This window comes from Agaribacterium haliotis (genome assembly GCF_002312815.1).
Lineage (GTDB): Bacteria > Pseudomonadota > Gammaproteobacteria > Pseudomonadales > Cellvibrionaceae > Agaribacterium > Agaribacterium haliotis.
In genome coordinates this window covers 111051-135992 of sequence record NZ_NKQJ01000013.1, presented here as the reverse complement: position 1 = coordinate 135992, position 24942 = coordinate 111051, and the positions used below count along the sequence as shown (strand labels likewise).

At 49.1% G+C, this 24942-nt stretch carries 16 protein-coding genes; 3 read left to right on the top strand and 13 right to left on the bottom strand.

The features are described 5' to 3' along the window. Positions 1–24: 24 nt before the first annotated feature. Positions 25–1656 carry an NAD+ synthase gene (locus CFK45_RS15420; RefSeq protein WP_096087331.1) on the bottom strand — a complete coding sequence of 544 codons (1632 nt, stop codon included), beginning with the start codon at positions 1654–1656 and terminating at the stop codon, positions 25–27. Between the two features lie 75 nt (positions 1657–1731). Between CFK45_RS15420 and CFK45_RS15415 the strand changes: the two genes are divergently transcribed. The 3 genes from CFK45_RS15415 (at position 1732) to CFK45_RS15405 (ending at position 5367) form a co-directional block, all read left to right on the top strand. Beyond that, positions 1732–3330, top strand: a complete 1599-nt coding sequence (locus CFK45_RS15415) for a sensor histidine kinase (RefSeq protein ID WP_158224726.1) — start codon at positions 1732–1734, stop codon at positions 3328–3330. 3 nt (positions 3331–3333) lie between these two features. Next, positions 3334–4734 carry a sigma-54-dependent transcriptional regulator gene (locus tag CFK45_RS15410; protein ID WP_096087329.1) on the top strand — a complete coding sequence of 467 codons (1401 nt, stop codon included), beginning with the start codon at positions 3334–3336 and terminating at the stop codon, positions 4732–4734. A gap of 108 nt (positions 4735–4842) precedes the next feature. After that, complete coding sequence (locus CFK45_RS15405; protein ID WP_096087328.1) at positions 4843–5367, top strand: GspH/FimT family pseudopilin; 525 nt, start codon at positions 4843–4845, stop codon at positions 5365–5367. On the opposite strand, the gene CFK45_RS15400 is transcribed toward CFK45_RS15405, so the two are convergent. The 12 genes from CFK45_RS15400 to CFK45_RS15345 form a co-directional block, all read right to left on the bottom strand. Further along, positions 5364–5786 carry a type IV pilin protein gene (locus CFK45_RS15400; protein ID WP_096087356.1) on the bottom strand — a complete coding sequence of 141 codons (423 nt, stop codon included), beginning with the start codon at positions 5784–5786 and terminating at the stop codon, positions 5364–5366. The genes CFK45_RS15405 and CFK45_RS15400 overlap by 4 nt on opposite strands. A gap of 12 nt (positions 5787–5798) precedes the next feature. Beyond that, positions 5799–9305, bottom strand: coding sequence for a pilus assembly protein (locus CFK45_RS15395; RefSeq protein WP_158224725.1), 3507 nt, complete (start codon positions 9303–9305; stop codon positions 5799–5801). A gap of 13 nt (positions 9306–9318) precedes the next feature. Next, positions 9319–9936 (bottom strand): pilus assembly PilX family protein, encoded by a 618-nt coding sequence (locus CFK45_RS15390; RefSeq protein ID WP_096087326.1) that lies wholly within the window; start codon positions 9934–9936, stop codon positions 9319–9321. A gap of 8 nt (positions 9937–9944) precedes the next feature. Beyond that, positions 9945–11024 carry a PilW family protein gene (locus CFK45_RS15385; RefSeq protein WP_096087325.1) on the bottom strand — a complete coding sequence of 360 codons (1080 nt, stop codon included), beginning with the start codon at positions 11022–11024 and terminating at the stop codon, positions 9945–9947. A gap of 2 nt (positions 11025–11026) precedes the next feature. Continuing rightward, entirely contained in the window at positions 11027–11557 is a 531-nt protein-coding gene (gene pilV / locus CFK45_RS15380) for a type IV pilus modification protein PilV (protein WP_096087324.1), read from the bottom strand. A gap of 275 nt (positions 11558–11832) precedes the next feature. Next, entirely contained in the window at positions 11833–12249 is a 417-nt protein-coding gene (locus CFK45_RS15375) for a type IV pilin protein (RefSeq protein WP_096087323.1), read from the bottom strand. Between the two features lie 10 nt (positions 12250–12259). Next, the gene (locus tag CFK45_RS15370; protein WP_158224724.1) at positions 12260–17074 is read right to left on the bottom strand and encodes a pilus assembly protein; all 4815 of its coding nucleotides are present in this window, start codon (positions 17072–17074) and stop codon (positions 12260–12262) included. A gap of 201 nt (positions 17075–17275) precedes the next feature. Beyond that, on the bottom strand, positions 17276–17911 hold the full coding sequence (locus CFK45_RS15365) for a pilus assembly PilX family protein (RefSeq protein ID WP_096087321.1): 636 nt from the start codon (positions 17909–17911) through the stop codon (positions 17276–17278). Then, a complete protein-coding gene (locus CFK45_RS15360; protein ID WP_096087355.1) occupies positions 17911–18975 on the bottom strand; it encodes a PilW family protein in 1065 nt (354 codons plus the stop codon). Before CFK45_RS15360 ends, CFK45_RS15365 begins: the two co-directional genes overlap by 1 nt. Beyond that, positions 18975–19466 carry a type IV pilus modification protein PilV gene (gene pilV, locus CFK45_RS15355; protein ID WP_096087320.1) on the bottom strand — a complete coding sequence of 164 codons (492 nt, stop codon included), beginning with the start codon at positions 19464–19466 and terminating at the stop codon, positions 18975–18977. Before pilV (CFK45_RS15355) ends, CFK45_RS15360 begins: the two co-directional genes overlap by 1 nt. Then, complete coding sequence (locus CFK45_RS15350) at positions 19457–20080, bottom strand: GspH/FimT family pseudopilin (RefSeq protein WP_096087354.1); 624 nt, start codon at positions 20078–20080, stop codon at positions 19457–19459. The genes pilV (CFK45_RS15355) and CFK45_RS15350 overlap by 10 nt, the downstream gene beginning before the upstream one ends. Before the next feature lie 480 nt (positions 20081–20560). Further along, positions 20561–21010 (bottom strand): type IV pilin protein, encoded by a 450-nt coding sequence (locus CFK45_RS15345; protein WP_096087353.1) that lies wholly within the window; start codon positions 21008–21010, stop codon positions 20561–20563. Positions 21011–24942 lie beyond the last annotated feature (3932 nt).

The window sequence follows — 24942 nt, the reverse complement described above, 5'->3', positions numbered from 1 at the left end:
CGCTTCCCCACTCGCGGCTAAATATTAATCGCCAATTTTCCAACCATTGGTAATTGGATAGCGCCGGTCGCGGCCAAATGCGCGGCTGGATATGCGAATACCAACTGGCGCTTGGCGGCGTTTGTATTCGTTCACATCAACTAAGCGCAGCACCTTGCGCACATCAGCGGCATCAAAACCGCGCGCAATAATCGCTTCGGCGCTCTGGTCTTCTTCAACATACAACTGCAGAATTTGGTCGAGTACCTCATAGTCTGGCAACGAGTCACTGTCGACCTGGTCCGGGGCCAATTCAGCCGATGGCGGGCGTGTAATCACATTTTCCGGGATCACATCGGAACGCGTATTGCGGTAACGCGCCAGCTCAAATACCGTCACCTTCGGCACATCCTTAAGCACGTCGAGGCCACCGGCCATATCTCCGTACAGCGTCGCGTAGCCAACCGACATCTCGCTCTTGTTTCCGGTGGTAAGTACCAGGTAGCCAAGTTTGTTGGAGATGGCCATCAACAATACACCGCGGCTGCGCGCCTGCAGATTTTCTTCGGTGGTATCGCGTTTGCTGCCTGCTAACACGGGCTCAAGCGCCAGCATAAACTGCTCATAAATATGCTCGATGCCTATAGAGTGGTATTCAACGCCCATGCGCCTGGCCTGCTCGCTGGCATCGTCTTTACTCATCTGCGAGGTATAGTGAAACGGCATCATCACAGCCTGCACACGCTCTGCACCGAGCGCATCGACCGCAACGGCGAGTGTCAACGCGGAATCGATGCCCCCCGATAAACCGAGCACCACCCCTTTAAAGCCGTTCTTATTGACGTAGTCGCGCACACCGAGCACCAGCGCATCGTAAATACACGCGAGCTTGTCACTGTCATAGTCTCGGTTGATCGCCTGATCACCTGCGCCAGACAAGCGCCCCTGATCAAGCTCAAGCAAGATGTTTTGCTGTTTAAACAAGCTCGCTCTGGCCGCCAGCGAAGCATCGGCGTTGATGGCAAATGAGCCGCCGTCAAAAACCAGCTCGTCTTGCCCGCCAACTTGATTTACATAGGCTATTGGAGCCTGAATCATCTCTGCTCGCTTGGCGACCAGGCGCTCGCGCTCGGCTTGTTTATCGCGATGAAACGGCGAGGCATTTAAGTTCAACACCAAATCGATATTTTCAGTTTTGAGCTCTTCGAGCGGGCTGCCATCCCAAATGTCTTCACAGATGCTCAGCGCCAGTTTGACACCTTTGAACTCAAACTCCGCTTTGCTCTGACCCTCGACAAAATAACGCTTTTCATCAAAAACCTGATAATTCGGCAAGCAGCGTTTGGCGTATTCAAACAAGAGCTGCCCATCGACAATCACACCGGCCATATTCAACAAGCCGCGCTCGCTCTGGCGGGGGTAACCAACCACCAGGGCGCAGGGCAGCCTGGCATCGATCAGTACCTGCAACGCTCTATCGACACGTCGCTGTAAACTCGGCCGTAGCAACAAATCCTCAGGCGGATAACCGCAGAGCGTTAACTCGGGGAAAAGCACTAAATCAACGGCCTTCTCTGCTAAAATATCGCGCGCTGTTTGCAGGATTAACTGAGCGTTGCCGTCTATATCGCCGACAAGGGGGTTCAGTTGCGCCAGGGCGAGGCTTAATTTGGACATGCTGGGAAAACTCCGGTAATGCAGCGAGGGCGGTATTGTCCGCTAAAGTAGAAAATGAAGCAAAACGGAATATCAATGCAAAACAGCCCGGCCCCGCGCCGTGATTTCAGTCAACAAGCCCTGCAAGTCTATCTCTACTACCGCTTGGTCCTGGCCGCACTTTTAGTTGGTATGCACTTTTCAGGCGTCGCCGGAGAAGTGCTCGGCGCCCTGTCATCGGTACTCTACAGCCAGGTCAGCCTCGCTTATCTCGCAATGGTCTGCTTAAGCCTGCTGCTGCGCCCAAGTCACAGCACCAAATACAGCCCCTACTTTCTCCACCTGTTTTTTATCACGGATATCGCCGCGCTGTTTTTACTCATCCACGCCAGTAAAGGTATTGAAAGCGGGCTGCCGTATCTGTTGATTGTCAGTGTTGCGATGAGTTCGATGTTTGTGCGCGCCCAGGTTGCCTACGCCTACGCGGCGCTAATTAGCATCGGCCTGTTGCTCGAGGCCTGGCTGCTACAGGATTACGATAAAAACCCAACCAAAACGATTTTTACCAGCGGCTTGCTCGGCTTGGTAGCGTTTATCGTCAGCTTTACCTTAAGTCACGTTAGCACCAAGCTCAGACAAGAAAGTGCCGAAAGTGAAGAGCGCAACCGACAAATAAAGAACTTGCAATTTATTGCACAAAATATCATCACTCGTATGCAAACCGGTATTATCGTTGTCGATGCTGCCAAGCGCATAGAACTAATGAACAGCTCAGCCAAGCTGCTGTTAGGCCTCGATAATACACAAACAGAATATGGCAGCCTAATCGCCGATTACAAAGAAATAGCGCCGCTGCTAAACGACTGGCAACGCTTGCTCGAAGAAAAAAGTAGTACCGTTATTCGCAGTGTTAGCGGCGCCCAATTAAAACTTAGCGCCTCCCACCTCGATGAAAACGAGCAGGGCAAGACGATTTTTTACCTGGAAGACTACGGCAGTTTTTTGCAACAAGCTCAGCAGCTAAAACTCGCCTCACTGGGGCGGCTCGCGGCAAGCATTGCCCACGAGATCCGCAATCCACTCGGGGCGATGTCGCATGCGGCGCAACTGCTCAACGAGAGCGATGAGCTGCCAAAGAGCGAGCGGCGCCTGACCGAAATCATTTTAAACAATAGCGTTCGCGTCAACGACATTATCGAAAATACCTTAAACCTCAGCCGCCGGCGCGAACCCAAACCGGAACAGATCAATCTGGCAACCTGGCTGCCGCATTTTATTAATGACCACCAGGCCCACCGTCAGGGCGCAATCAACCTACATGTACACTCAAGCTCACTGCTTACAAAATTTGATCCGACTCACTTGAGTCAAATCCTATCAAACTTGGTGGATAACGGTTTGCGTTACAGTCAAAAGCAAACTGGCGAAGCGCGCATCGAGCTCGAAGCGGGCGTCGCACACAATGACGAGCGCGCCTACATTGAGGTGATTGATTACGGCAAAGGTATAGACGATGAAAAGCTCAACGAAATTTTTGAGCCATTTTACACCACCGACAGCCAGGGCTCAGGCTTGGGCCTGTATATCAGCCGCGAACTTGCGCAAATTAATAATGCCAACCTGCACTACCGCCGCAACGCCAACAAACTTAGCTGTTTTCGTATAGACTTCTCACATTACCAACGCATGCGATAGACCATGAGAAACACACGCGCTTTAATTATTGATGACGAACCAGATATCCGCGAGCTGTTAAGTCTGACCCTGCTGCGCATGGGCATGGACTGCGACGCCGCCGCCGATGTCGGCGAGGCCTTCACCTATTTAAAAGACAATGAATACAATATTTGCCTGACGGATATGAAATTGCCCGATGGCACAGGCTTGGATGTTGTGCGCTACATTCAGGCAAACTTGCCCGGTTTGCCCGTGGCGGTGATTACCGCGCACGGCAATATGGACACGGCAATCGAAGCGATGAAGGCAGGAGCGTTTGACTTTCTCAATAAGCCTGTCGACCTAAAAGCGTTACGCCAGCTTGTCGATGCTGCGGTTAGCTCCAGCCAGCTGCAAACGTCAACAAACGACGAGATCGATGGCCAAATCGATATCATTGGTGAGTCGAGTGCCGTATTAAAGCTTAAGTCTTCAATCAAAAAGCTGGCTCGCTCACAAGCCCCAGTTTATATCAGTGGTGAATCGGGCACGGGTAAAGAGCTTGTCGCCCGCGCTATTCACAAACTCGGCCCGCGCGCCGATCAGGCTTTTGTCCCGGTTAACTGCGGTGCAATTCCATCGGAGCTTGTTGAAAGTGAGTTTTTTGGCTACAAAAAAGGCGCATTTACCGGCGCCCACCAAGACAGTGAAGGCCTGTTTCAGGCGGCGAGCGGCGGCACACTGTTTTTAGATGAAGTTGCCGACCTGCCGCTATCCATGCAGGTAAAAATACTGCGCGCGATTCAGGAAAAAGCCGTTCGCCCTGTCGGCACACAAAACGAAGTCAACGTTGATGTGCGTATACTTTCTGCAACACATAAAGATTTAAATGCGCTGGTCAGCAAAGGCGAATTTCGCCAGGATCTGTTTTATCGCCTCAATGTTATTCAACTCGATGTACCGCCCCTTCGGGAACGCAGAGAAGATATCAAACCGCTGGTAAAGCATATCCTAAGCCGCTTAGACAGCGATCTTGGCGATGAGCACACCAGCATTAGCGCCGAGGCCTTGGATAAACTCAAACAATACTCGTTCCCCGGAAATATTCGCGAGCTGGAAAATATTCTAGAACGCGCATTTACCCTGTGTGATCACGAAAAAATAGGCACTGAAGATCTGCAGCTGCAAGCGGCCATCCTCGATGATGAACAAACGGGCATGCCCAGGGCCAGCAGCACCAATCACTTTAAGCAAGCCCTGGCCTGCGGCTCAATCGACGCCTACCTCGAAGAGATAGAAAAAGAAATTTTACTCGATGCGCTTGAGAAAGACCGCTGGAACAAAACCAACGCGGCCAAAACCCTCGGTATCAGTTTTAGGAGCTTTCGCTACCGTCTTAAAAAACTCGACCTGGACAATCAAAACGACAGCGAAGAAAACTAGTATTTCTTGTAGAGCAGAGCTGAAACAACAATTAAATAAGCAGTAGAACACCGACCGTAGGCCGAGCAAGGAGCAAAGGCCTATCGCACCCGCTTCAAGGAGGAAGCCATGCCAAAGCAGCAGGGTTTAACCGTGCTCAACCTTGTATTTAGCTTGAGCATTGTCGCTATTTTATGCGGCATCGCAGTGCCGAATATGAATCATTTTGTTCAGAAAAAACGCGCTGACTACGCGCTAAATTTAATTGCCGTTGAGCTAAATTATGCGCGCAGCCATGCGATTAATTCCCGCCAGCACACCATCGTTTGCCCAAGCAAAGATCAGCAAAAGTGCAACAATGATTGGAACCTGGATCGCATGGTCTTTGTTGACAGCAATCAAAACGAAGTACGGGATGAGCATGAAAGTCTACTCAGCTTGCACAAGGGCTTGAGCAGTCAACACCGTGTGCGCTGGCGCTCGTTTGGCAACAAGGCGTTTGTGCGTTTTGATCTTCGCGGTTCAACACTATTTCAAAGTGGACGTTTTTACTGGTGCAATGATACCGAAACAATCAAGCGCCAACTAATCGTCTACCGCAGCGGCCGCATCCGCAAAGTCGCCGAATCGCAGCTCCAGGCGAGTTGTGGTTAACGCCAGCAAAAATCCGTATCGGCGCCCGCACTGCTTCGGGTACCACGACTGTCCAAGCTCAAACGTGTGCATTGATCACTGCTTTTTAGGCTGATCGCGGCAACTTTAAAATAAGTGCACTTAGTCGCGGCGGGCCCACAACCAGAAGGCCCCGTCTCGATATGAAGCTGGTAGTGCCCCTCCGGGCTTTTATCGGAAGTAAGCCCCAAATCAGAATAAACCGAGCTGTAGCTAATCATTTCCGTAAACAAGCTCTCCTGGCGGGAGACAACATGCATTAAAAGAGCCTTGGCATCCGCTCGGCGGCCGCGTTCAATCGAGGCTTGGTACGACGGCAGCGCCACCGCAGCAAGAACCGCGACAATCGCTAATACCGTGATCAATTCAATTAAGGTAAACCCAGTGCGAGCTCTTTGCATTAAATCAAAACTCTATCGAAGAATGGACCAATTAACCCGGCGCGACTTTGTTTTTGGGCTCACCAGAGTCTCAACAACATTAATATCGCCATCTCGCCCCGGAACAAAAGCTTTGCTGTCAGAGAAAAGTAAATCAAGTGGTAGCTGATCGAGTGTTACCGAAGCTTGAGCGACGTCGTAATTAAACACCTGAAAACTCGGTGTTGTGCCGCTAAAAATGCCGGCTGCCATTAGATGACCTTGACCACCTCGCTCGCATTTTTCATTGTTTGGCGACCACGAGGCAAATAATATAAGTTCACCCACTGCCACAGGATTAACAAAAACGCGCTCACCGCTCGCAGGCAAATCCATTCGCCAGCCCTTAGCTTTGCTGTAATCAACCGCATGATTACTTAAGCGCCGATAAGGTATTGCCACACTAGCCTGCGAAATCGTCTGGCGCTGTAAATTGTTCGGGCTGAGCCCACCGACCCCACTATCCCAAACGCCATAAAAACTTTGAGTATGATCGTTATTAATATCGGCTTGGGTTAAGTACTGCCCGGTACCAAATAAAACAAAGGTATTTGGCTCTGTATCAGCTGCGCCTTTTTCAGCATGGCCAACCACCGCCGGCGCAACCGTAATGGGTTGATCTGCGCTCATACACGGCCCATTGCTGTTGCAGGTACTAAATAAGGGTTGCGGCTTGCCGTTTTTTGTGTGCGCCACCTGCCACTGACTGGCATCCGGGGAAGAGAGGTCAAAGGCCCACATATTTCCATATAGGTCACCGGCATAGACCCTATCGACAATGGCATCGCTGTTAAGATCAATCAAAGTCGGCGACGACAAACCATTGCATTTTTTTATATCAGCACAAGCGCTATTTGAGGCTGGGCCAAGGCCCGTAGCAATGCGACGAAAAGAGCGATTGCCATCGCTCTCTGCCCGGCCATCTAGATATAAAACATATAAATACGCCTGACCGTCACCGCCACTTTCAGCGTCGTTGCCATAACCGTTGCCAAAAATCGCCGCCCACTCACCGTTGTTTAACTTTGTAAGTTGTGGGCGGGAAAAACCATAACCGAGCTTGTCATCAATAAATTCATTTTTAATTGCTCTGGCAACTTGTTGCTCTGAGCTGAAGCTCTCCGGATTCGTGATGTCCAGAACATAAAGCCCCCTACCACCTGCGCCAAGAGCACCGACTAAATACGTTCGCCACTGGCGGTCGATAACAACATCCGCAATCGTTGGTGTAGCATCAACATAAGCTTTGTGAGTGTACTCGGGGTCGGCGAGCCAATGTAATCCCCGCTTATTTTTATCGCTAAACACTAAGCCGGGAATATAGGCAAAGAGCTCTTCACCAGTATCTGCATCAAATGCGTGTAACATGCCGTCATTAGCGCCAACATAAATAATCCCTGGTCGGCCTATATTCGCCGTGACAAAGGCCTGATATGGTACGGAGGCACTTTCTATATGGTTAGGATAGGGCTGCTCTGGCTTTGCCACGAACTGTGGAATCGAGTGAACAATATCGCCCAAGACATAAGCCCCCGAGCGAGCTCGAAAACGCGTATCACTGTTGTCACCGCGTATCCACGCAACAATCGCCTCAATATATTTTTGCTCAGCCACTTGCCCGAAGCGAAGGTCGGCAAGTTGCGCTGCACTGAGCTCATTTTCAGAAAGCGTATTAAGGTTTTTAGGCGCGCGAAATGCCACACCTTTTACACCGTTGTAGGTAACTATACGCCGATCAGTGTGCCCGAGCTGCGGCGCAGCTAGCCGATTTTTAAGAAGCTCGGCAGCGGAAAACAATGGCTCTCCGGTCGCAGCAGTATTTTTTCCGCCTGATAACATAAACGCGCGCAGATCCCCACTCCAGTGCTGTGGAAAGAAACTGCTTTGGTAAATATAGCTGCCGTACTTGCAACTTGAGGCGTTAAGCACCGCAGGCGCTGACGCTAACTCCGAGTGATTTAATATGCTCTCGACCATAGCATGTAAACCCGCTTGCACAGCCTTAGGGCTAAGCGCGGCGTAAAAGCTACCCCGCCCATTTAGCGCAGCGTGCAGCAAATCATCGACGGCACTTTTATCTTCAGCGGTTACTGCCGGCCTGGGCCAAGTAAGCGGTACATTTATCCAGCTTATTTTCCCGTCACTGCTGGAAGTAGCGCTGGGTAAAGGCCCTGTAATCGCTCCCGGCAAAGCAAAGGCAATACTGTAGGTCAGCATATGCTGGCCGGGGTTGTTATCGGCGGGATTTTTTGAACGAACCTTATTGGCCAGCGCCGACATATCTGCTGCATAAAAATGCATGGCGATATCTGCGAGACTGCCTGAATAGGCATCTGCGTAGGGATAGCCAGCATAAGGCTGATTAATATCACCATCCGCGTTGCCATAGTCACCTTCGTAGCGCGGCACATCACCTTCATTGGCAGCGGCATCGGTTATCAACACAGTATAATTATGCTGACAAGCCCCACCTTCCTGTGCTGATAAAATGGGGCTGGGCGGTGCAGTGGAATCACTTACGAAAGACTTATCAACACTCTTACCCCAGTAGTAGCGCCCGGCGTTTTCCAAGGATCGGCGAAGCGGAGTCATCTTATTCTGGCCGAGCTCAACAATCGCCTCGAGCAAGGCCTGTTTGTGCGCCGTAGCTAAGCCAACGTTGTCAACGGTATCTTTTATTTCTGTAGCTACATCGGCATCATTATTAATTGTTGCGAGGCCAACTCTTAAGTTTGTCTGATGAATAAGATCCAACATTGATGCTGTCACAACAAAACGGGGCTTGCGATGGTAGACAAACCAGTTGGCGTAATTCTGTTTTTCCTTCTGGCTCATTAGCCCGACGGGCATAAAATGGCTGTTGTCAATTTTGACATCGGAAAAGCCAGATAACTCTCCGCATTCACCTTGCTCAAAGCTTCCAAGCTTAGCCGCATCATCCCACCGCACATAACCGTAACCGCGCTGCAGTGGGTCAACAGAAAAAAGCGATCCCCCACTAGGCAGAGCTTGCAGATCGACTGTCTGAGTATTCGCCACCTTGTCAGGGCCTTTTTCCGTAGGGTAAAGCAGCGCGGCATTAATGTCCGCATCGGTAAAACCAAACCACGGTTTATAGCTGAGCTGCGGATCAAAGGCGAGCGCGTTATAGCCTTTGCATAGGCGAAGCAGTTCTCTGTGACTAGCATAACATCGATCTGGGCCATTGCTTTGTTCCGCAACAGTCCAAGTATCGTATTTATTGTAAGCTGCGCCGATATTGCGCTCATCGTCACTACCGGTTTTTTCGTGCAGCCTATAATCCGTTATCGCTAAAGCACCCGGCGTCAAACGAATCTCGCTCTCCATAGAGCCCGAGTCATCTAATAAAAATAAAACGTTGGGTTTAACTTGCTCACCCAGTGACAAAGGCAAGTTACTGAGCTGATTTGCCTGAATTGACATTACTGGCTGAGCCAGCAGCAACAAACACAGCGTTAAAAACACAGCATTTATGCGCATACAGTCCACCAAGTTAGTATTCAAAACTGCCATCGCCGTAACCGGTACGAAAGACACTTTCTAATACGCTATAGATACGCTCATCGCGCGCCCAACCGATCGCCGTTATGCGAAAAAAGAACGGCTCCACACTTAACTGTTGAGCGCCGAGATTAAGACTTACGGCCGTCGTCGCGCTAGCTCGCACACTGCCCCGACCAATATATTCAATAATATAGCGAGGGTCTTTGGCCGTGACGGCAGCCTGTTCAAACAAGGCCGTTTTACTTAAACCGGGAACGGCAACAGAGTTATTTGCCGTCCAGCTGGAATCTATATTGACATCAAAGCTCTTACTCTTCTGGGCAATCGGCGCCGAGGGCCGGGGAACCACAGCATAAAGCCCTGAGTCACCGGAAAATAAGCTATTCACATCCGAGCTTTGTTTGAGATTGGCCAACAAGTAGCTTTCAGCATTCTTTAACACGAACTCTGCGGCACTTTGTGCAAGTACGTGTTGACGAAGGTTGGCCGCCATGCGCTGCTGTAACGTAAGCCCTTGCATGGCCGACAGTGCAGCCATAGACATGACCAGCAAAATAATCAGCGTAATCACTAGTGTGGCGCCGCGATGGCTCAAGGCTATTTTCACATACCACCTCAATACACCGGAAGCTGATTGCGAAGCATAAAAACCCTCGTTATCTGTTTGACCATGGGGCTCTGTGTTATTGACTTAGCGACGTGATCAAGGGAATTAAAAGCTAACGATATCTGAATACGGTCTATTGATAGTTCAGCACCAGCGTTGTTAACAGCGGCCCAGTCGCCATAGCGCAATACCTCATTTCCATCCTGCCAGCCATACAGCACATCAAACTGATGCACACCCTCAACAAGCTCTTCATTGTTGCGAAATAAAGCACAGTACTGAGGTTGTGAGCCCGTACAAGTCCCGCCCAGAGAATTTGCATTGGCACTGTTGTCAATTTTATAGATAACACGACTGTCCCCGGCATAGAGATAAGCCAAAGAGCCGTTCGCCATATTGCTATCGAGCGTATTTTCGTCCACCACAAAACGATCACCGAACTTTAAATCCAGGGTGCTGTTTTCCTGCCCGGGGTTCATCGCATGATTAGCCGGCGCCGCGCTATGCGTTGAAAAGTTAATAACACCATCGCCCGCCGGAACATTGGTAAGCATAAACACCGCAGCGCGAGCACAATTTGCGATGTAGACAATGTCACCCTGCTTTAAACTCCAGTAGTCTTTATCTGCGGTATCGAGCCTCAGCACACCTGAATTATCGCCACCGTAAGCGGTAATTAAGATACGCTGTTTGTGATCAAAAAATCGAACCGTCAATCTATCTGAGCCATTTTTCCCAACATCATCTTGCCCCAATACAGCGCGGGAAAAATCAAACTCATTATTTTTGCCAGTATTGATTTTTAATGCGTTAACCATGCGCTGCCTGGTTTCAGCGCTGGTCATGCTAAAGCAGCCACCGGCGCCGGCCTGGATAAGGTCTCTCTCTAATAAACTAAAAGCAAAGCGTGCGTTTTCTTGAATAATCGAAGAAGACAAAACAACGCGATTGTTTTGTACGGAACTGGCGTAAAGCTGAAGAACACCAGATAAAATGACTGCGGCAATCGCCATTGCAAGCAGAAGCTCAACCAGGGTCATACCACGCAGATTAAAATACGGACGCTGGAGTTTTTTCTCTATGCCCATATTCACAGCTTTAGCTCTAGCGAATAACAAGCCAGATCCACGGCCGGGTCCGGCCCGCAGGCCTTGCCCGAGGGCTGAAGCCCTTCGCTGTCCCACATAACCGTAACGGTGTATATATCAGCGCCATATTTAACTACCCCGAGCCCCATCGGTAATTGTGTTTTAATCTGTCTGGCCCACTCGGCGACAATTAAGTTTTTCTGAGCTGTTTTATCACAGCCGCCTCGGCAGTCAGGTGCCGCACTTGCGCTATGGGTGCTAACCCCGTTAAAACTAGCGTTATCATTTATGTCATCGACATTGTTATGGGCATAAATACGCTCGACCATATCCGCCGCCAACAGCGGGGCAATACTGGAAAAATAAGCGCGCTGAACACTTTTAACACTTTGAACTTGCATCGAAAGCACGCCGAGCAAAGCAAAGGCAAGAAGAAAAAACGCAACCAGCGTTTCGATCATGGTGGCGCCAGCCTGACAAGGCAGGCGCGAAGCAGAACTGCTACAACAAGTGCAGTTTGTAGAAACGAGCATATACGATTCCTTTCGAAGCTCTATTTTCTGGCTCAGCCAGGCCCTCCCTGGACTTGGCTATCAGGCTGCACATAAAGCATAAGCGCAGCCCTAATACTAGAAGATAGTTTAGGCCCGCCAATTTGCCAGGGCCAGAACAGTTAAATTGGTACGGCTGTCGGCAACAAAAAGAGAGCGCGTAAAAGAGACGCTGCCGGACTACGAAGGTATAAAGAAAGACACAACAAAAGGCAGCGCTGCGAACTTCAGTTCACAGCGCTGCCGCTAACATACAGCTACCAGCAAATAGCCGCCGTGTCGCTGCCGGAACTATCTTTAGCTGACTTTCGCCCGAGGCTATCCACCGCCAAAGAAGCGCACGTGGTATCGGCTGCCTGGCTGCCCTGGGGGCTTGCCGTTAAAGTAAAACACTGGTCGCTATTACAAGGCAGCGTCGATACAGCGATTGTGTAGTGCCCTTCTGGAGAATTTGCACCGCCGAGATCTGCAATGTCATTCGAGTAGGCATTGGAGGCAAAATAGAACTGCTCCTGCTTTGCCACTGCTTTTAACAAAGCATCTTTACCATCAGCGCGCTTGGATTTGCGAATGGAATCCTGGTAGCTCGGGTAGGCCACCGCTGCAATAATACCGATAATCGCCACTACAATCATAAGCTCGATTAAGGTAAAACCATATTGTCGTTTTTTCATAATAAATGACTTACCAAGTTACAGGAATTTCTCGCCAGCTTTGGCGGCCGGGAATTATACCCGGGCAGTTTATATCTTCTTTCGCGACCTGACCTGAACCAGTCTGCACATTCACGTTGCCACATGGTCCGGGTCGTGTATCACCAGGTGGTTCAATAGGTGTAATCACAGCATCTGAGGCCGTGCCATTGCCAATCACCGTGCCCTGCATAACCAGCTCCGGGTCGGGGTCATTTGGATCGGAGGCACTTAACTTGTAATTTGAATCTGTGCCAATCGGAGAATACGGCGCAGGGATTCCCGCCTCCAAGCTCGGGGCATATAAGTATGCCCGACCGATCAAATCACAAACTTGCCCCGTCGCCTCGTAAGCAGTCATAAACAGCGAGCGTCCGCTGATCGCCGAGCGTGTTGTATTTCGAATACGGTTGTTCAAAGTGGTTGGGGCAGATTCAAACTTGAAATACCAACCCGAAGCATGCTCCGCAACAAACGCTTCAACATCTTCATAGCGGCCATTGGTGCCTAAAGGTTCTGATTGACCAGCGGCATTCAAAGTGACACCCCCGACCAAGTCTTCTCGAACCCGACCGTCTTCATAAACATCAATTGTTGTTGTATCGAGCAGGTAATAAAGATCGACATATTGATTCAGAGGCTTAACGCCATTGACATTTTGGGGCTCTTTAATACCAAAAGAGTACTGCTGCTGGGTTGACTCATTGTCATCCGGGACAAGAAAACGCCCCGTGCCCGCATACACCCACCATTCATTGTCCGCACTTTGGTAAGTCCTTGGTGTTGCGCTAAATGGCAAAGAAGCATCATTAAATAAGTCGGTAGAGAAATTTGACGACGACCTCACCAAAGAAGCTGAATTAAAGTCTAATTTGGCTCGTTTTAGCTTGCCACCCGGAGCAGCTGGCGTACCGGAAACCAAACCGTAATACGCTGCGTCGTCCTGATAGTCTCCATCCCAATCAACCGCAGCAAAACCACCAGTAAAGCTATTCACTTCGGGAATGCCTGCCTCGTCATTGATGGCGATTTTATTCAACTCTTTATTTCTAAGGTCAAACACATAGGCGTGAGGTGATTTAAAACTGACACCTTCAAGCAAAGCCTGCTTGCGCTCGGCAGCCGTGTTTCCACCGGGGCCCGAACCAAACAACAAGTACCAAGAGTTATTTGCTGACGTTGAAAAAGCACCGGAGCTTCCTCGTTTTCTTCTTTTTACCAATGTCGGTTCAGATAAGGTAAAACCCAAATCGACGTCGGTAATTTCGGCCAATAACTCCGGAGGGCTCTCTGGGTCTGTAACATCCATAATGATATAAGCGGAACGGGTAGTGATATTCGGCGTAGATACATCACCGTCGTGATCAAAAGCGTAATCACCACCACCAAAACGCATGCTTACCACTAAGATCGTACCCCAGCCTCCCGGGTATTTATTCGGGTCAGCAGGAAAGATATTTACATCGTAACTGCGTACAGGGCCATCCACATAATAAACGTGGGGGTAGTCTTCGTCTGCCAGCCATTTTAAGTGTGGCAGCAGATTAAATGGAACATAGGCCCAAAGCTCTGCCCCTAAAGGGTGCTCCGTTTCATTTGTCCGTTTCAGATCAAATTTATTGGTTGCCGAGTTGAAGAAACCGCCATTAAACGCGTGCAACATGCCATCGTTAGCACCAACATAAATAACCGAGCGTCTGTTTTTATAAAGGTTTAAGAACGCTTCGTAGGTTTTGTCGCGATACTTAATGTCATATCGATCGTTGGGCCTGGACACAACGGTAGGAGACGAGTGAATAATATCGCCAAGTAAGTACTTCTTAGAGCCTGCACTGCGATTGCGCATGCCACTAATGCTTTCGTCTCCGCGTATGAAATTAACCAAATCGTTTACTTGGGTCTGGCTTGCAGAGGCGTCCAAACCAAGATAACGAAAATCATTCTGGGTATTACCCGTCAACATAAACTCATCGGCCTCAAACGCAAACGTTTGGTCCGCAGAGGCGCTTTGGCCCGCGTTGGGTTTAACATCGCCAGGTGAAATAACCTGGCCGTCCAGCGCCGTATTTGTGCTTGTACCAGAGCGATCGATCGACGTAAAAATATAACGGCCGTTATCCGCTGAACTTGTGTAACTTCGATTGCTTGTTAAGCTTGTTAACGCAGACAACTGCTGCTGCGCATCCCAAATAGGTTTGGCAGCGGCGGTATCGGTTAAATCAATACGCCCTCCTTCGGGAGCCCCTGTGGTACCGTCGGCATTGGCCACATACGCCTGAATAAATGTCGACTGTTCTGAACTATCGTAGATAAACTTTATTTCTCGGTCGTCAACATCCAGAGCGCCATTGGTATTGCTGTCTTGCCTGATGCGCCCATAACGATCCCGGAAAAAAGCCCTTAAACTACCGGCCCATGTTACGTAGTCGCTGCCAGCTTCTTTTACCCGAGGCGTATAAGAAGCCTGATAAATAGCCCCTTCGCCGTTACCGGTCTGGGCACTCACTGCCGCGGCTGTACCAGAGGCTGTGCGCTCGACAATCTGGGTAATCAACGCTCGCATACTGCGTTTAAGCTCAACAGGGTTAATCGCCAACACATAGTTGTCCGGCTTGCCATCACCATCGGTATCCCACTCGGAGTTATCCGAAGCGTTCATGGTTACACTCGGCAAACCGTTGTTATCGCGGTCATCAAAACCGCCCCATTTCGCCGCGTAATAAAGTGGTGGCTGTAAAAATTGAGCGCTCGATGCACCTACCGAGTACTGACGTGTCGAGGCGTTATTCCAGACATTACAATTTGAGCAGCCCCCTCCATTAAAGCCACCAATACCCGAGTGCACCTTAAAACCGTCTGAGGTTGTTCCACCCAGGATATAACCAAAGCCCATGCGAAACGTGGTCGATTCACTAATCACATTACTGGTAACTCTAAGTGTGCTGTTGGTCAGCTCGTAACTAATAACACCGTACATATCCTGGTCATAGTCACCGCCCTGCTCACTATCTTCCCAGTTGACGTAAAACGACCCTCTTGACGTAGTACCATCAAATGACTGGCTTACAATTTTAAAATCAACCAAACCACAGTTGCCGTTGATTGATTGGTTTCGACACGCAGGCAAAATCGATACTTGTTTACCTGCGCCGCCGGGAACATCAACCGTTACCTTCGGCACGCCCGGCGCTAGATCCACACCCCAAGTTGTCACGTGCTGCTCACCGGGTAAATCACCGCGAATATCTCGAGTAAAGGCATCGTAGGCCAAACCTGCAACGTTGTAAGAGCCACTTAAGCGCGGTGCATCGGGGCAAGTTCCGCGCACAGATGAAAGGTTTGCAATATATTTCGGCGTGCAGAGCTGGTCGTTATTGGTGCCGTTTTCACCAACAAAATACTGACTGGCGCTCTCGATCTCAGTATTGCCAACAACATCCGTTTTGCTTGCCACGCCAGAGGCTAACTGATCCGCGTCATAAGAAATTGTACTTGCGTTAAAAGCAATAACATTCAGTTTTGCACAAGCTGTATCCAAAGACAGGGGGTTATTCCAGCTCGTATCTGTTTTAAGGTCGGAAAATAAAGTTGTGTCGTTTGCATTAAACTGAGCATTGGGATTTTGATTGGCAAAATAGCGATAACACTCCTGCATGATTTCAGAAAAGGGGTTACCCCAGTTCGAGCAGCTACCGTCATTAAAATAATTAAGCCCCCAAGCGCAGTTATCCGCATTGTTATAAATATAACTATCAGAGACACTGTAGTTAGCGATACGCAGCGAATCTAAGGATTTGATAATACCGCCATCGGCTGGGGTCGCCTTAAAGGTTCCGTTATCATTAATTTCATTGGTTATGGTGCCAATGTCTTTACGCAACACCCCACCGGATTTATTTTTGGTATAAGACCCAGACATCAAACCCCATACGGCTGAATCATCCTCACCAAACTCTTGCAACAACCCGGTAGGTTTAAAGTTGCCCGCGGTATATTCCTGACAGTCGTGAGACGAATTATCAAAACCAACAAAACCAGGCTCACAAACCTTTACTCGCACAACATAATCGCCAATTGTCTGGCCATTTGCCTGTTGTGCCTTGTCTGAATTGGTTGGGTTATTACTGTGAGCCTGAATACCGGATAAGGATTTGTTATTGGCATTACCGGTAGAGTACTCTTCATTAAACAGGCATTGAGCTCGCTCATTAGCAGCCCACAGCGAATAGTTACCGCGTACAGCTCGAGCAAGAGGCGGTGCTGTCACATTTTGCGAACGCTGACTGCCGTTATAATAGGTCGTATTACAAATTGTAATGCCTACATCTTCGCTGTTATCAACGCCCGTACCGACATTGCCGAACGGTGCCAAACCGCGCACATCCGTACCGTTATAGTATTTTGCAAAGCTGTGCGCATCGTTGGGCAAATAAGAGCGCTCAAGTACGGTCGCACTTTCGGTATCGGTAAAACGATAACCGCCGTAGAGAATAGAGCGCACTTCGTCGATACGCGTCATCGTCGCCCAGTTTAGGAAGTTGCCGCTCCACTCGTTTGTTACGCCCAGGCCGCTATTACAATAACCTCGCGACGTAATAGCTCCGCCAGCAGTGGTGTGAGAGATAATTGAAGATGGGCTAAAAACTTGAGCAGCCGAACTATAGGTGTAACAGAGACTTGAATCAAAGTAGCCGGCATACTCAATATTATTTGTATACGTCGTATCGACAATACCATCGCCATCAACATCTTCAAAATCACTATAAGCTTTATAAAAAAGCTGATGATCAACTGACATCGCCAACATAATTAGCGGCGCCACGTTCTCCGAAAGTGTAGGAGGCAATGCGTTGTACTGATCGACAGTTTGTGCGTGAGCAGAACACACAGAAACAAAGGGCAATAAAAACACAGCCGTTAAAAGGTGTTTTCGTAAAACTCTTCGATTTGAGCTATAAGAGTTATTTTTCATAACAACAACCGGTACTACTAAGTTAGATTTAGTATTTTAAAGGTTTAAAGAGTAAGTTGACTGCAGCATTATCGGCTGCTGATTACTCGGCTCATATAAAACACTTACTCGAAAAATAGGGTCAGAGCTCTCGGGGGACTGATAAAAATCAGGCGCCGAAAAACACAAAAACTCAATAATATATTTTATATTGTGATTGTCGGTACCAACCGTACGGCTACCATGCTTGGTGGCATCGGCCCAAATCGCCTGATCTTGCCACAGCTGATCACGCTTTGATGCTGCAGCTGAGGTTGCCAGCTTGCAATCTGCATTCGACACATCTGCTTTTACATACACACCGTCAAAACACAGCCCGCCAACACATTTGCTTGCCGCAGAGCCAAAACACTTACCATTTGCTGCATCGCAATCATCGGTAAACAAATCGCTCTTTTTCAGGCCCAAATCATTTTCTAAATATTGTTCAACATCGACCAGGCCAGATTCTGCAATGGCCATATTGACATTGCGCTGCTTCTGAGATGCAACCATCTTTGTTTCTAATGATGATGAGCTCATACCGGCAATACCGATAACAGTCATAGCAGCGAGTAGAATCAATGCGACAACTAAAGCTGCGCCACTGGAGTTTTTATATGAACGTATAGACATAACGTGATAACGCATCATTACACTCCCCTATTGCGCAAATAAAATGTACTGGTCATCGGTTGGCGCAAGAAACGATCACCGTACTGCACACCATTTATCGTCGATACTGTGTTCTCATCGTAAAAGTTATTCTGCGATCGCAGTACTAAAGACACACGAACGGCGACAACATTTTCCCAGTCGTCAACCTCATCGGCACTGACAAAAGCATCAATACCATCTTCATCCAATTTTGCTTCGCGAAGATTTGCCAAAGTACGATCTAAAGCGACACCGTAAAGAACCTCCATCGATTCAATGCCCTGCGCAATTTCATCCGTACGCACACCGCCTGCAACAAAAGACCGGCGTTTAAGCGCAGGAACCCCTGCAATCACATCAGACTCATCAATAAAGTACGCATAACTTTGATGTACCAGCAGGGTCGAACCTGCTTCAAAGGGAATGCCCGTAGCGGGGCTATCGCAAATATAATCAACGTCGTTTGCATAGAAATTCTGAGAGCACGAAGCACCTTGAGTAAACTTATCGCTCGCGGTTGTATTCTTGTTACTGGCAAAAATCACCGAGTGCCTGCAGGTTACGTCAACCAACATTAAATTCCGCCCAGAAAAAAGCTCGGTCGCGGAAAACAGCTCAACTTGATTTGAATTGTGCGGGCTGTGGCTCTTGATCGGCGCAGCGCCGTCTGGATCTGCATAGCGCACGATAAACGCATCCGACCCGGCTGCGGTAACTTCAGATAAAGTAGTCGGGAAAGAGCTAATATCTGTTGTGCCCTCAAAGCCAATAATTGCTTCTGGGCCAAATAAGCCGGTAGCATCGTTGATTGTAATCACATCACTTGAGGCCGCAGGGATGGCACAGTCGGTGTTTCCGGCAAGGCGAAGATCGCGGGCGAACATATCAGCGGCATAGCGCAAATTCTCTTGCATAAAGCTCACTTCTTGCTCGCCGCGAAAGCTCTGCCGGCTAGTGACAATAACACTTAATACGCCAGCCAAAATAAAGCCAACAATAAGGATGGATATCAAAAGCTCGACCAGTGAAAAGCCATGCTGTTTATTCTGAACTTGAGTCATTATTGAAAACTCACCACTAACTTAACTTCTTCTGTGATTTGTTTAACTGCACCTGCAGCGCCCGCAGCGTCTGGCTCAAAACCCAGGTTAAAGCGAACACTTATATCGTACTCACCTGCGCTGGCGCCCGCTTGAATCTGGCCTTCACCGCCGGGCAGGCTCGCCGCAACCGCTGAGCGCCAGCTGCTGACACTCCAGGTTGCCATTTGCACTTCAGAGCAATTCTTGTTCTTGCCGTTACAGTCGGGTAGAGCGGGTGTATTCGCCGCGTAGGTAATTAAAAAACTATTTAAATTATCCACCGGGCTCATTTGCATCGATTCATACATATCAACCAGTAGAGCTTCAGCTTTTGAATAGCTCGCCGCATGCCTGGATGTTTTAACAGAAGTAATCTGCATTGCGAGGATGCCCAACAAACCGACAGCCAAAACAAAAAGTGCAACCAAAGCTTCAATCAAAGAAGAACCGCGAGAGCGAACTATGGACATGTTAAAACCGCCGTGACTTTAGAACCGTTGTCTTCAATAAAACTCATATCGTGAATACCATCGCCATCGCTATCTCGTGTTTTAATGGCCCGCCCCGAACTAGCTATCATTAGGCCTCGCGCAAACTTCACATCGGAGCTTCGATCACAAACAACAACCAAGGCTCTTTGAGCATCCTTCGAAAAGCCACGTGCATTCCAGGTCAGAGAATTAAGTGCCTTCTGGTTTGAGTCCAATGGGTCAACCACCTTCATTTTGCTCGCGCCTTCATTTTTATAAGCGCGAATTAAGGTATCGCCTGCGGCGCTGCTGTAAGCACCATCGCCCTGCCCGGTTTCCAAAAACACCAGCCAACCCTTAGACCAATCTGTGTTTGTGTCACAAGTTTGCGTATCTGCACTCGGGCAAATGCTTACAGGGCGCCCTTTTACGGAGGCCTCCCCGCGCGCCAAAGCCAGCGACGAGATAAACTCCCGCTGCAGCCCCGTTACCGCAGATTTTTTGCGTGAAGACTCCATCGATGGCGCCGCGACCATAATCAGGATCGCCAAGATGGCCAGCGTGATCATCAGCTCGATTAACGAGAAGCCGTTCTGGGCTTTGTTTGTATTCATGTATACCTTTCTAAGGGATAGTAAGTAGTGGTCAGCCGTAAGGTGTTTGACGTCACTAAAGCAAAACGCACAAAAGCTTAAGTTGGTTGCACAGCCGCAGAGGCTCTGAAGATCTGTGCTGTGAACACAAGCACTTGCGAAACAAGTACTTGCAGTAAGCCAGATAAGCGTAGCTACGTGATATAGCAATTAAGTCTTGACATTCCGCTAGGACAAGCTACCAAGGCACTATATCAAAATGAAGTATTAAGAAGATGGGCGGATGCTAGAAACGATAAGCGGCTCATAAAAACGCCATGATTTGAAGCAAGTCACAACTGCAAACCCGCCGGCAAAGAGCTCGCTAAGGCTCAAGCCTCATTCAGACCGAGGCTAGCATAAAACTAATAGTTATAAAAAAAGCGTATTACCCTAGGGCCTGCCGGCACTAATTAATACGCTGCGAACAAAAGAAAGACAAAAACAACAAAAGGCTCGGCGTTACCAGCAAAGCCCTGAAGCATCGAGCGTTCCGGCGCTGTCATATGCTTTTTTAGAGCCGGCATTACTGATTGTAAAGCTTCGACAACTGCTGTCGTCAAACTGCGCTTTGCCGCTTGTCGCTGTTGCTGTTAACACAAAACACGCCCCAGCATTGGCGCAACCGGTCGCCCCCGTCGCCGTGCTGGCGCTTAAGGTGTAATAACCTTCGCTTGAGCTGGTCGACGCATTGAGATTGGCTAAGTTATCGGTGTACTGTTTCTCGCGAAAATAGTACTTTTCCTGCTCAGCCGCGAGCTCGGTCAGGCTCGCTTTGGCATCGGCGCGGCGGGCCTTTTGGCTAGAGCCGCTAAACGCACCGAGCGCCAATGACGCGAGTATTGCAATCATCGCCACAACAATCATGACTTCAATCAGGGTAAAGCCCGAGTTCTTTTGATATTTATCCATGCCAATTACCAGTTAATTATAATTTCTCGCCACGATACCCTGCCTGTCGCCGCCCCGGCCGTATCGGGCTGAACCACTTTCAGATCGCCCAGGCCCCCTTGAACAACCGACTTGCCTTTTAAGAAACTCACATCTCGTACCAGGCCCATCGCGATAACATCGCGACGGCTCGCAAGTTCATGCCCGGCAAGGGTTGTTGTATCGGTTGTCCCGGTTGCTGCGAATGGCGCAGCCGTGCCGGTGCCAAAGTGCACCAGGTTTAAAAACGAGTCGCCAAAAGGCGTGCAACTATCACCAGTACCAACGTATTCGGTAAAACCGACGCTGACCCCAGTACTATCTGAACGGCCAACATGCTTGGCTTTGGTATCGGCAAAATCCAAAGCCCAACCCGGACCGTTTTTAATCGCGTTTCTAAGTTCAACAAAATTGCCTGGGCTATAGGTCGTACCAGAGACTGAAATATTTGGCGTGCCGCCTGCACCATCGTAAATAGGCCCATTTGTCTTGCCTTCAACAAACTCAACGTGAATATCGCTGACATCGGCCATATGTGTCGCATCAACACTCGTACGAATTTCAGGATCATAAATACCGAAATAAGATTGCTGTGTTGCACTTAAATTATCATCCGGCACATAAAATCGGCCGGTACCGGTAAATAGCCATTTCTCACCGGCAATGTTTAGGGCGTGAGCTTGACCAGAAAAAGGTTTGCTGACATTGGCCAATATACGTGTCGCACTTGCAGCGCTCACAATGCTTGAACCTGTGCCAAGGCTAAGCTTCATTAAGCTGCCCGTTGGGTTTTCTTTGGTACCAGAGACTGTGCCAAAATAAACTTCGTCATCTTCAAAATCACCGTCCCAATCGGCCGAGGTAAAGTCGCCGGTAAACGCAGTGACTTCTGAACTGAGATCTAAATACTCGGCGCCGCTAAAGCTGACCAATTCTTTTTTGTTTAAATCAAAGGCGAATATTTTTGCACTCTGATCGCTGACAGCGTCTTTGAGTGCAAGCTCCTGGGCACTGGCATCACTGCCATAGGGGCCACTGCCCAACACCAAAAACCAACCGCGATTTTGAAAAACACCGTTATCGTCTTCAATACGTGATTTAACTAAAGCCGGCCGGGTTGTCGCAAAGCCCATCTTAGGGTGGGTAAATTCTGCAAGTAACGACGGCTCTTTTTCTGGGTTAGTTACGTCAAAAACTAAGTAAGAGGAGCCCGAAGTAAAGTCATCGCTGGTATCTACATCCGTATCGCTATCGGGGTCAAGCGTAAATGGTGCACCGCCAAAACGCAGGCCGACAACTAAAATCGTCCCCCAGCCGCCGGGGTGATCGGCGTCATCGCTAAAAATATTGACATCAAATGCTTGCGGTATGCCATCGACATAATAAACATGGGGGTAATTGGGGTTCGGCAACCACTGTAAGTGCGGCAATACATTGGCTGGCACATAGGCCCATAGCTCTGAACCAAGCGGATGCGCCGTCGCAGAACTGCCGCTTAACGACTTAACATAACCGTTGCCCGTACCTGTTGAGCTGCGGCTTAAAAAGCCGGCATTAATCGCGTGCAGCATGCCATCGTTGGCACCGACATAAACAACCTGACGGCGATTCTGATACTGCTGAACATAATCAACATAACTATCATCGCCATATAAGTTGTAATAATTATTTTCAAAGCCGGGCGTTCCGACAACAAGTGGCGATGAGGTAACAATATCGCCAATTAACCAAGGCCTCAACACACCATCACCTTGGTAATCAAGTGTACGCGAACGAGCGCCAGTTAAACCCTCTTCACCGCGAATGTAGTTAACTAAATCCTGAGCGCGGGCACCGGTGCTGCTGTCCAAACCCAATAGACGAAAATGATCGCTGGCACCGCCGACATTGGTAAAGACAGTTTCATCAAAGTCTGCGACTTCAGATGCTAAAATAACACCGTCTTTATCGGCATCAATGCCAGTGATAATATGCCGGCCGGTATTCGCCAACGCACCGTAAGCGCGCTGAGTTTTCACATCTGAAATCACCGCAAGCTGATCGCGAACATTCCATATTGTTTTTAAATCTTCGAGGCTAACGTCGGTTTCAACGGCTGTTGTAGCAACCGTTTTACCGTTGTCGGAAGTGGTATAGAGATCGGCTGTTGCGTAATTTTCAACTTCGTGAATAACAAAACGTACAACTCGATCGGCGGTGGTCAGCAAGCCATTGCCATCCGTGTCTTCGCGAATATTGTCGTGAGCATCAACAAACAAAGAATGTAAAATGCCCAACCACTTGGCTTGATTGCCGTTGGAGTCCATCGCCTCGGCTTTATACATCGCCTGTACAACCATGGCTTCACCACTTGAGGTATTGGCAATTACCCCGGCAGCAGAACTTGCGCGCAGGTGCGCCGCAACGGAGTTAAAGGTATCTTCCAAACCTTTTACTAACAGCGCGGGCTGATTTGCCAATGTATAGGTGTCGGGCTCACAGTCTTCGTTGGCATCCCACTCATCGGTTGAGCCACAGTAGTTTGAACTGGACGGGTCGGCGCTGTCGCGGTTGCCGGTCGGTGCATTGCCATCGTGCGGATCGCCATCACCATTTTCATCAATAAAACCACCGTATTTTGCCGCCATCCACAGCGGGTTGTTTTCGCGCATAGGCGGGCTGCTGGTATATTCTTGCGTATCGACAAAGAAGGTTCGCACCGTTTGATCGCCGTCAAAATCGTCGCGCACATCATTCATATTGGCGTAATACGCAAGGCCGCCAACATACCAGCCGTTGCCGCTGCGCCCGCGAGTTTGATCACCTAAATTGCCCGCATAAAAATTTTCGAGCGTGCCGATGCTATCGGTTTCATCTGCCACCTTAATATCGGAATCGGCATTGCTCGGCTCGTTGCTTTCACCATCGCCAAGCAGAGAGCTTGAATTTAGTTTAATGCTTGAGCCCGGCAAGGTATTGTCGGCGTGGGCAAACTGATCGCCCACCGCAACCATATAGTTTGGCTGACAGGCATCGAGCACCGGATCATCCCAATCTGCAGCATCATTTATAACCGGAAAATTATCTTTTTCCGCATTACTTAAACCCGAGCTGTATTCCGGCGTCGGACCTAGATTTTTAATATAACGAAGGCCCTCATAAAATAGCTCGCCAACCGGGTCATTGCCTTTATATTTTTCGGAGCCGAGGCCAAAGCTGTTAATGTAATTTAATATACCGCTGTTATTTACGCCCTGGCCAACATTCTGCAAAGCATCCGGATCAAAGACTAGTTGGCCATACTCATTCACTTCGGCAGCCGGGTTAGTGACCAAGTCACCGTTGTCATTGGGCATCTGATAACCGATGTACTTTGCGTTCGCACGCAGCACACCGCCATCAATAGCCGTACCATTTTTAGCACTGTAACTGGTTAAAGCAAAGCGCATATTTTCGGCGTTGCGCTGCATAACCCCTTCGGGCTTGTACCAGGTGTTAGAGCCGTCTGTATATTCACGGCAGTTGTCTTCAATGCCAACACTGCTATCACACACTTCAACAACAACATTGTAGGTGCCTATTGTTGAACCATCACCGCTGTAAAAACGCACTCGGTTGGCATAGTTGCCACCGTTGTACACACTTAGAACGTCTGTATCAAAGGGTGTTACCGTGCGCGGGTCGATAGCAAACACACGGCTGCCTTCGCTATTACTGTTGGTATAACCATCTTTACTGATGGCTTTTTTGCGGAATTTCCAGTCACCGTAGCGATGCGTGCGAGTCAATAAGGTCATCGCATTCGCACCGACGGTATCGGTTAGACGTGCGCCGCCGGTCATCGCCCGGCGAAACTGATCAAGCGCCGTCATCGTTGACCAGTTTAAAAAGTTACCGCTGAATAACCCCGAACATTCATGTTTATCATTGGTTGC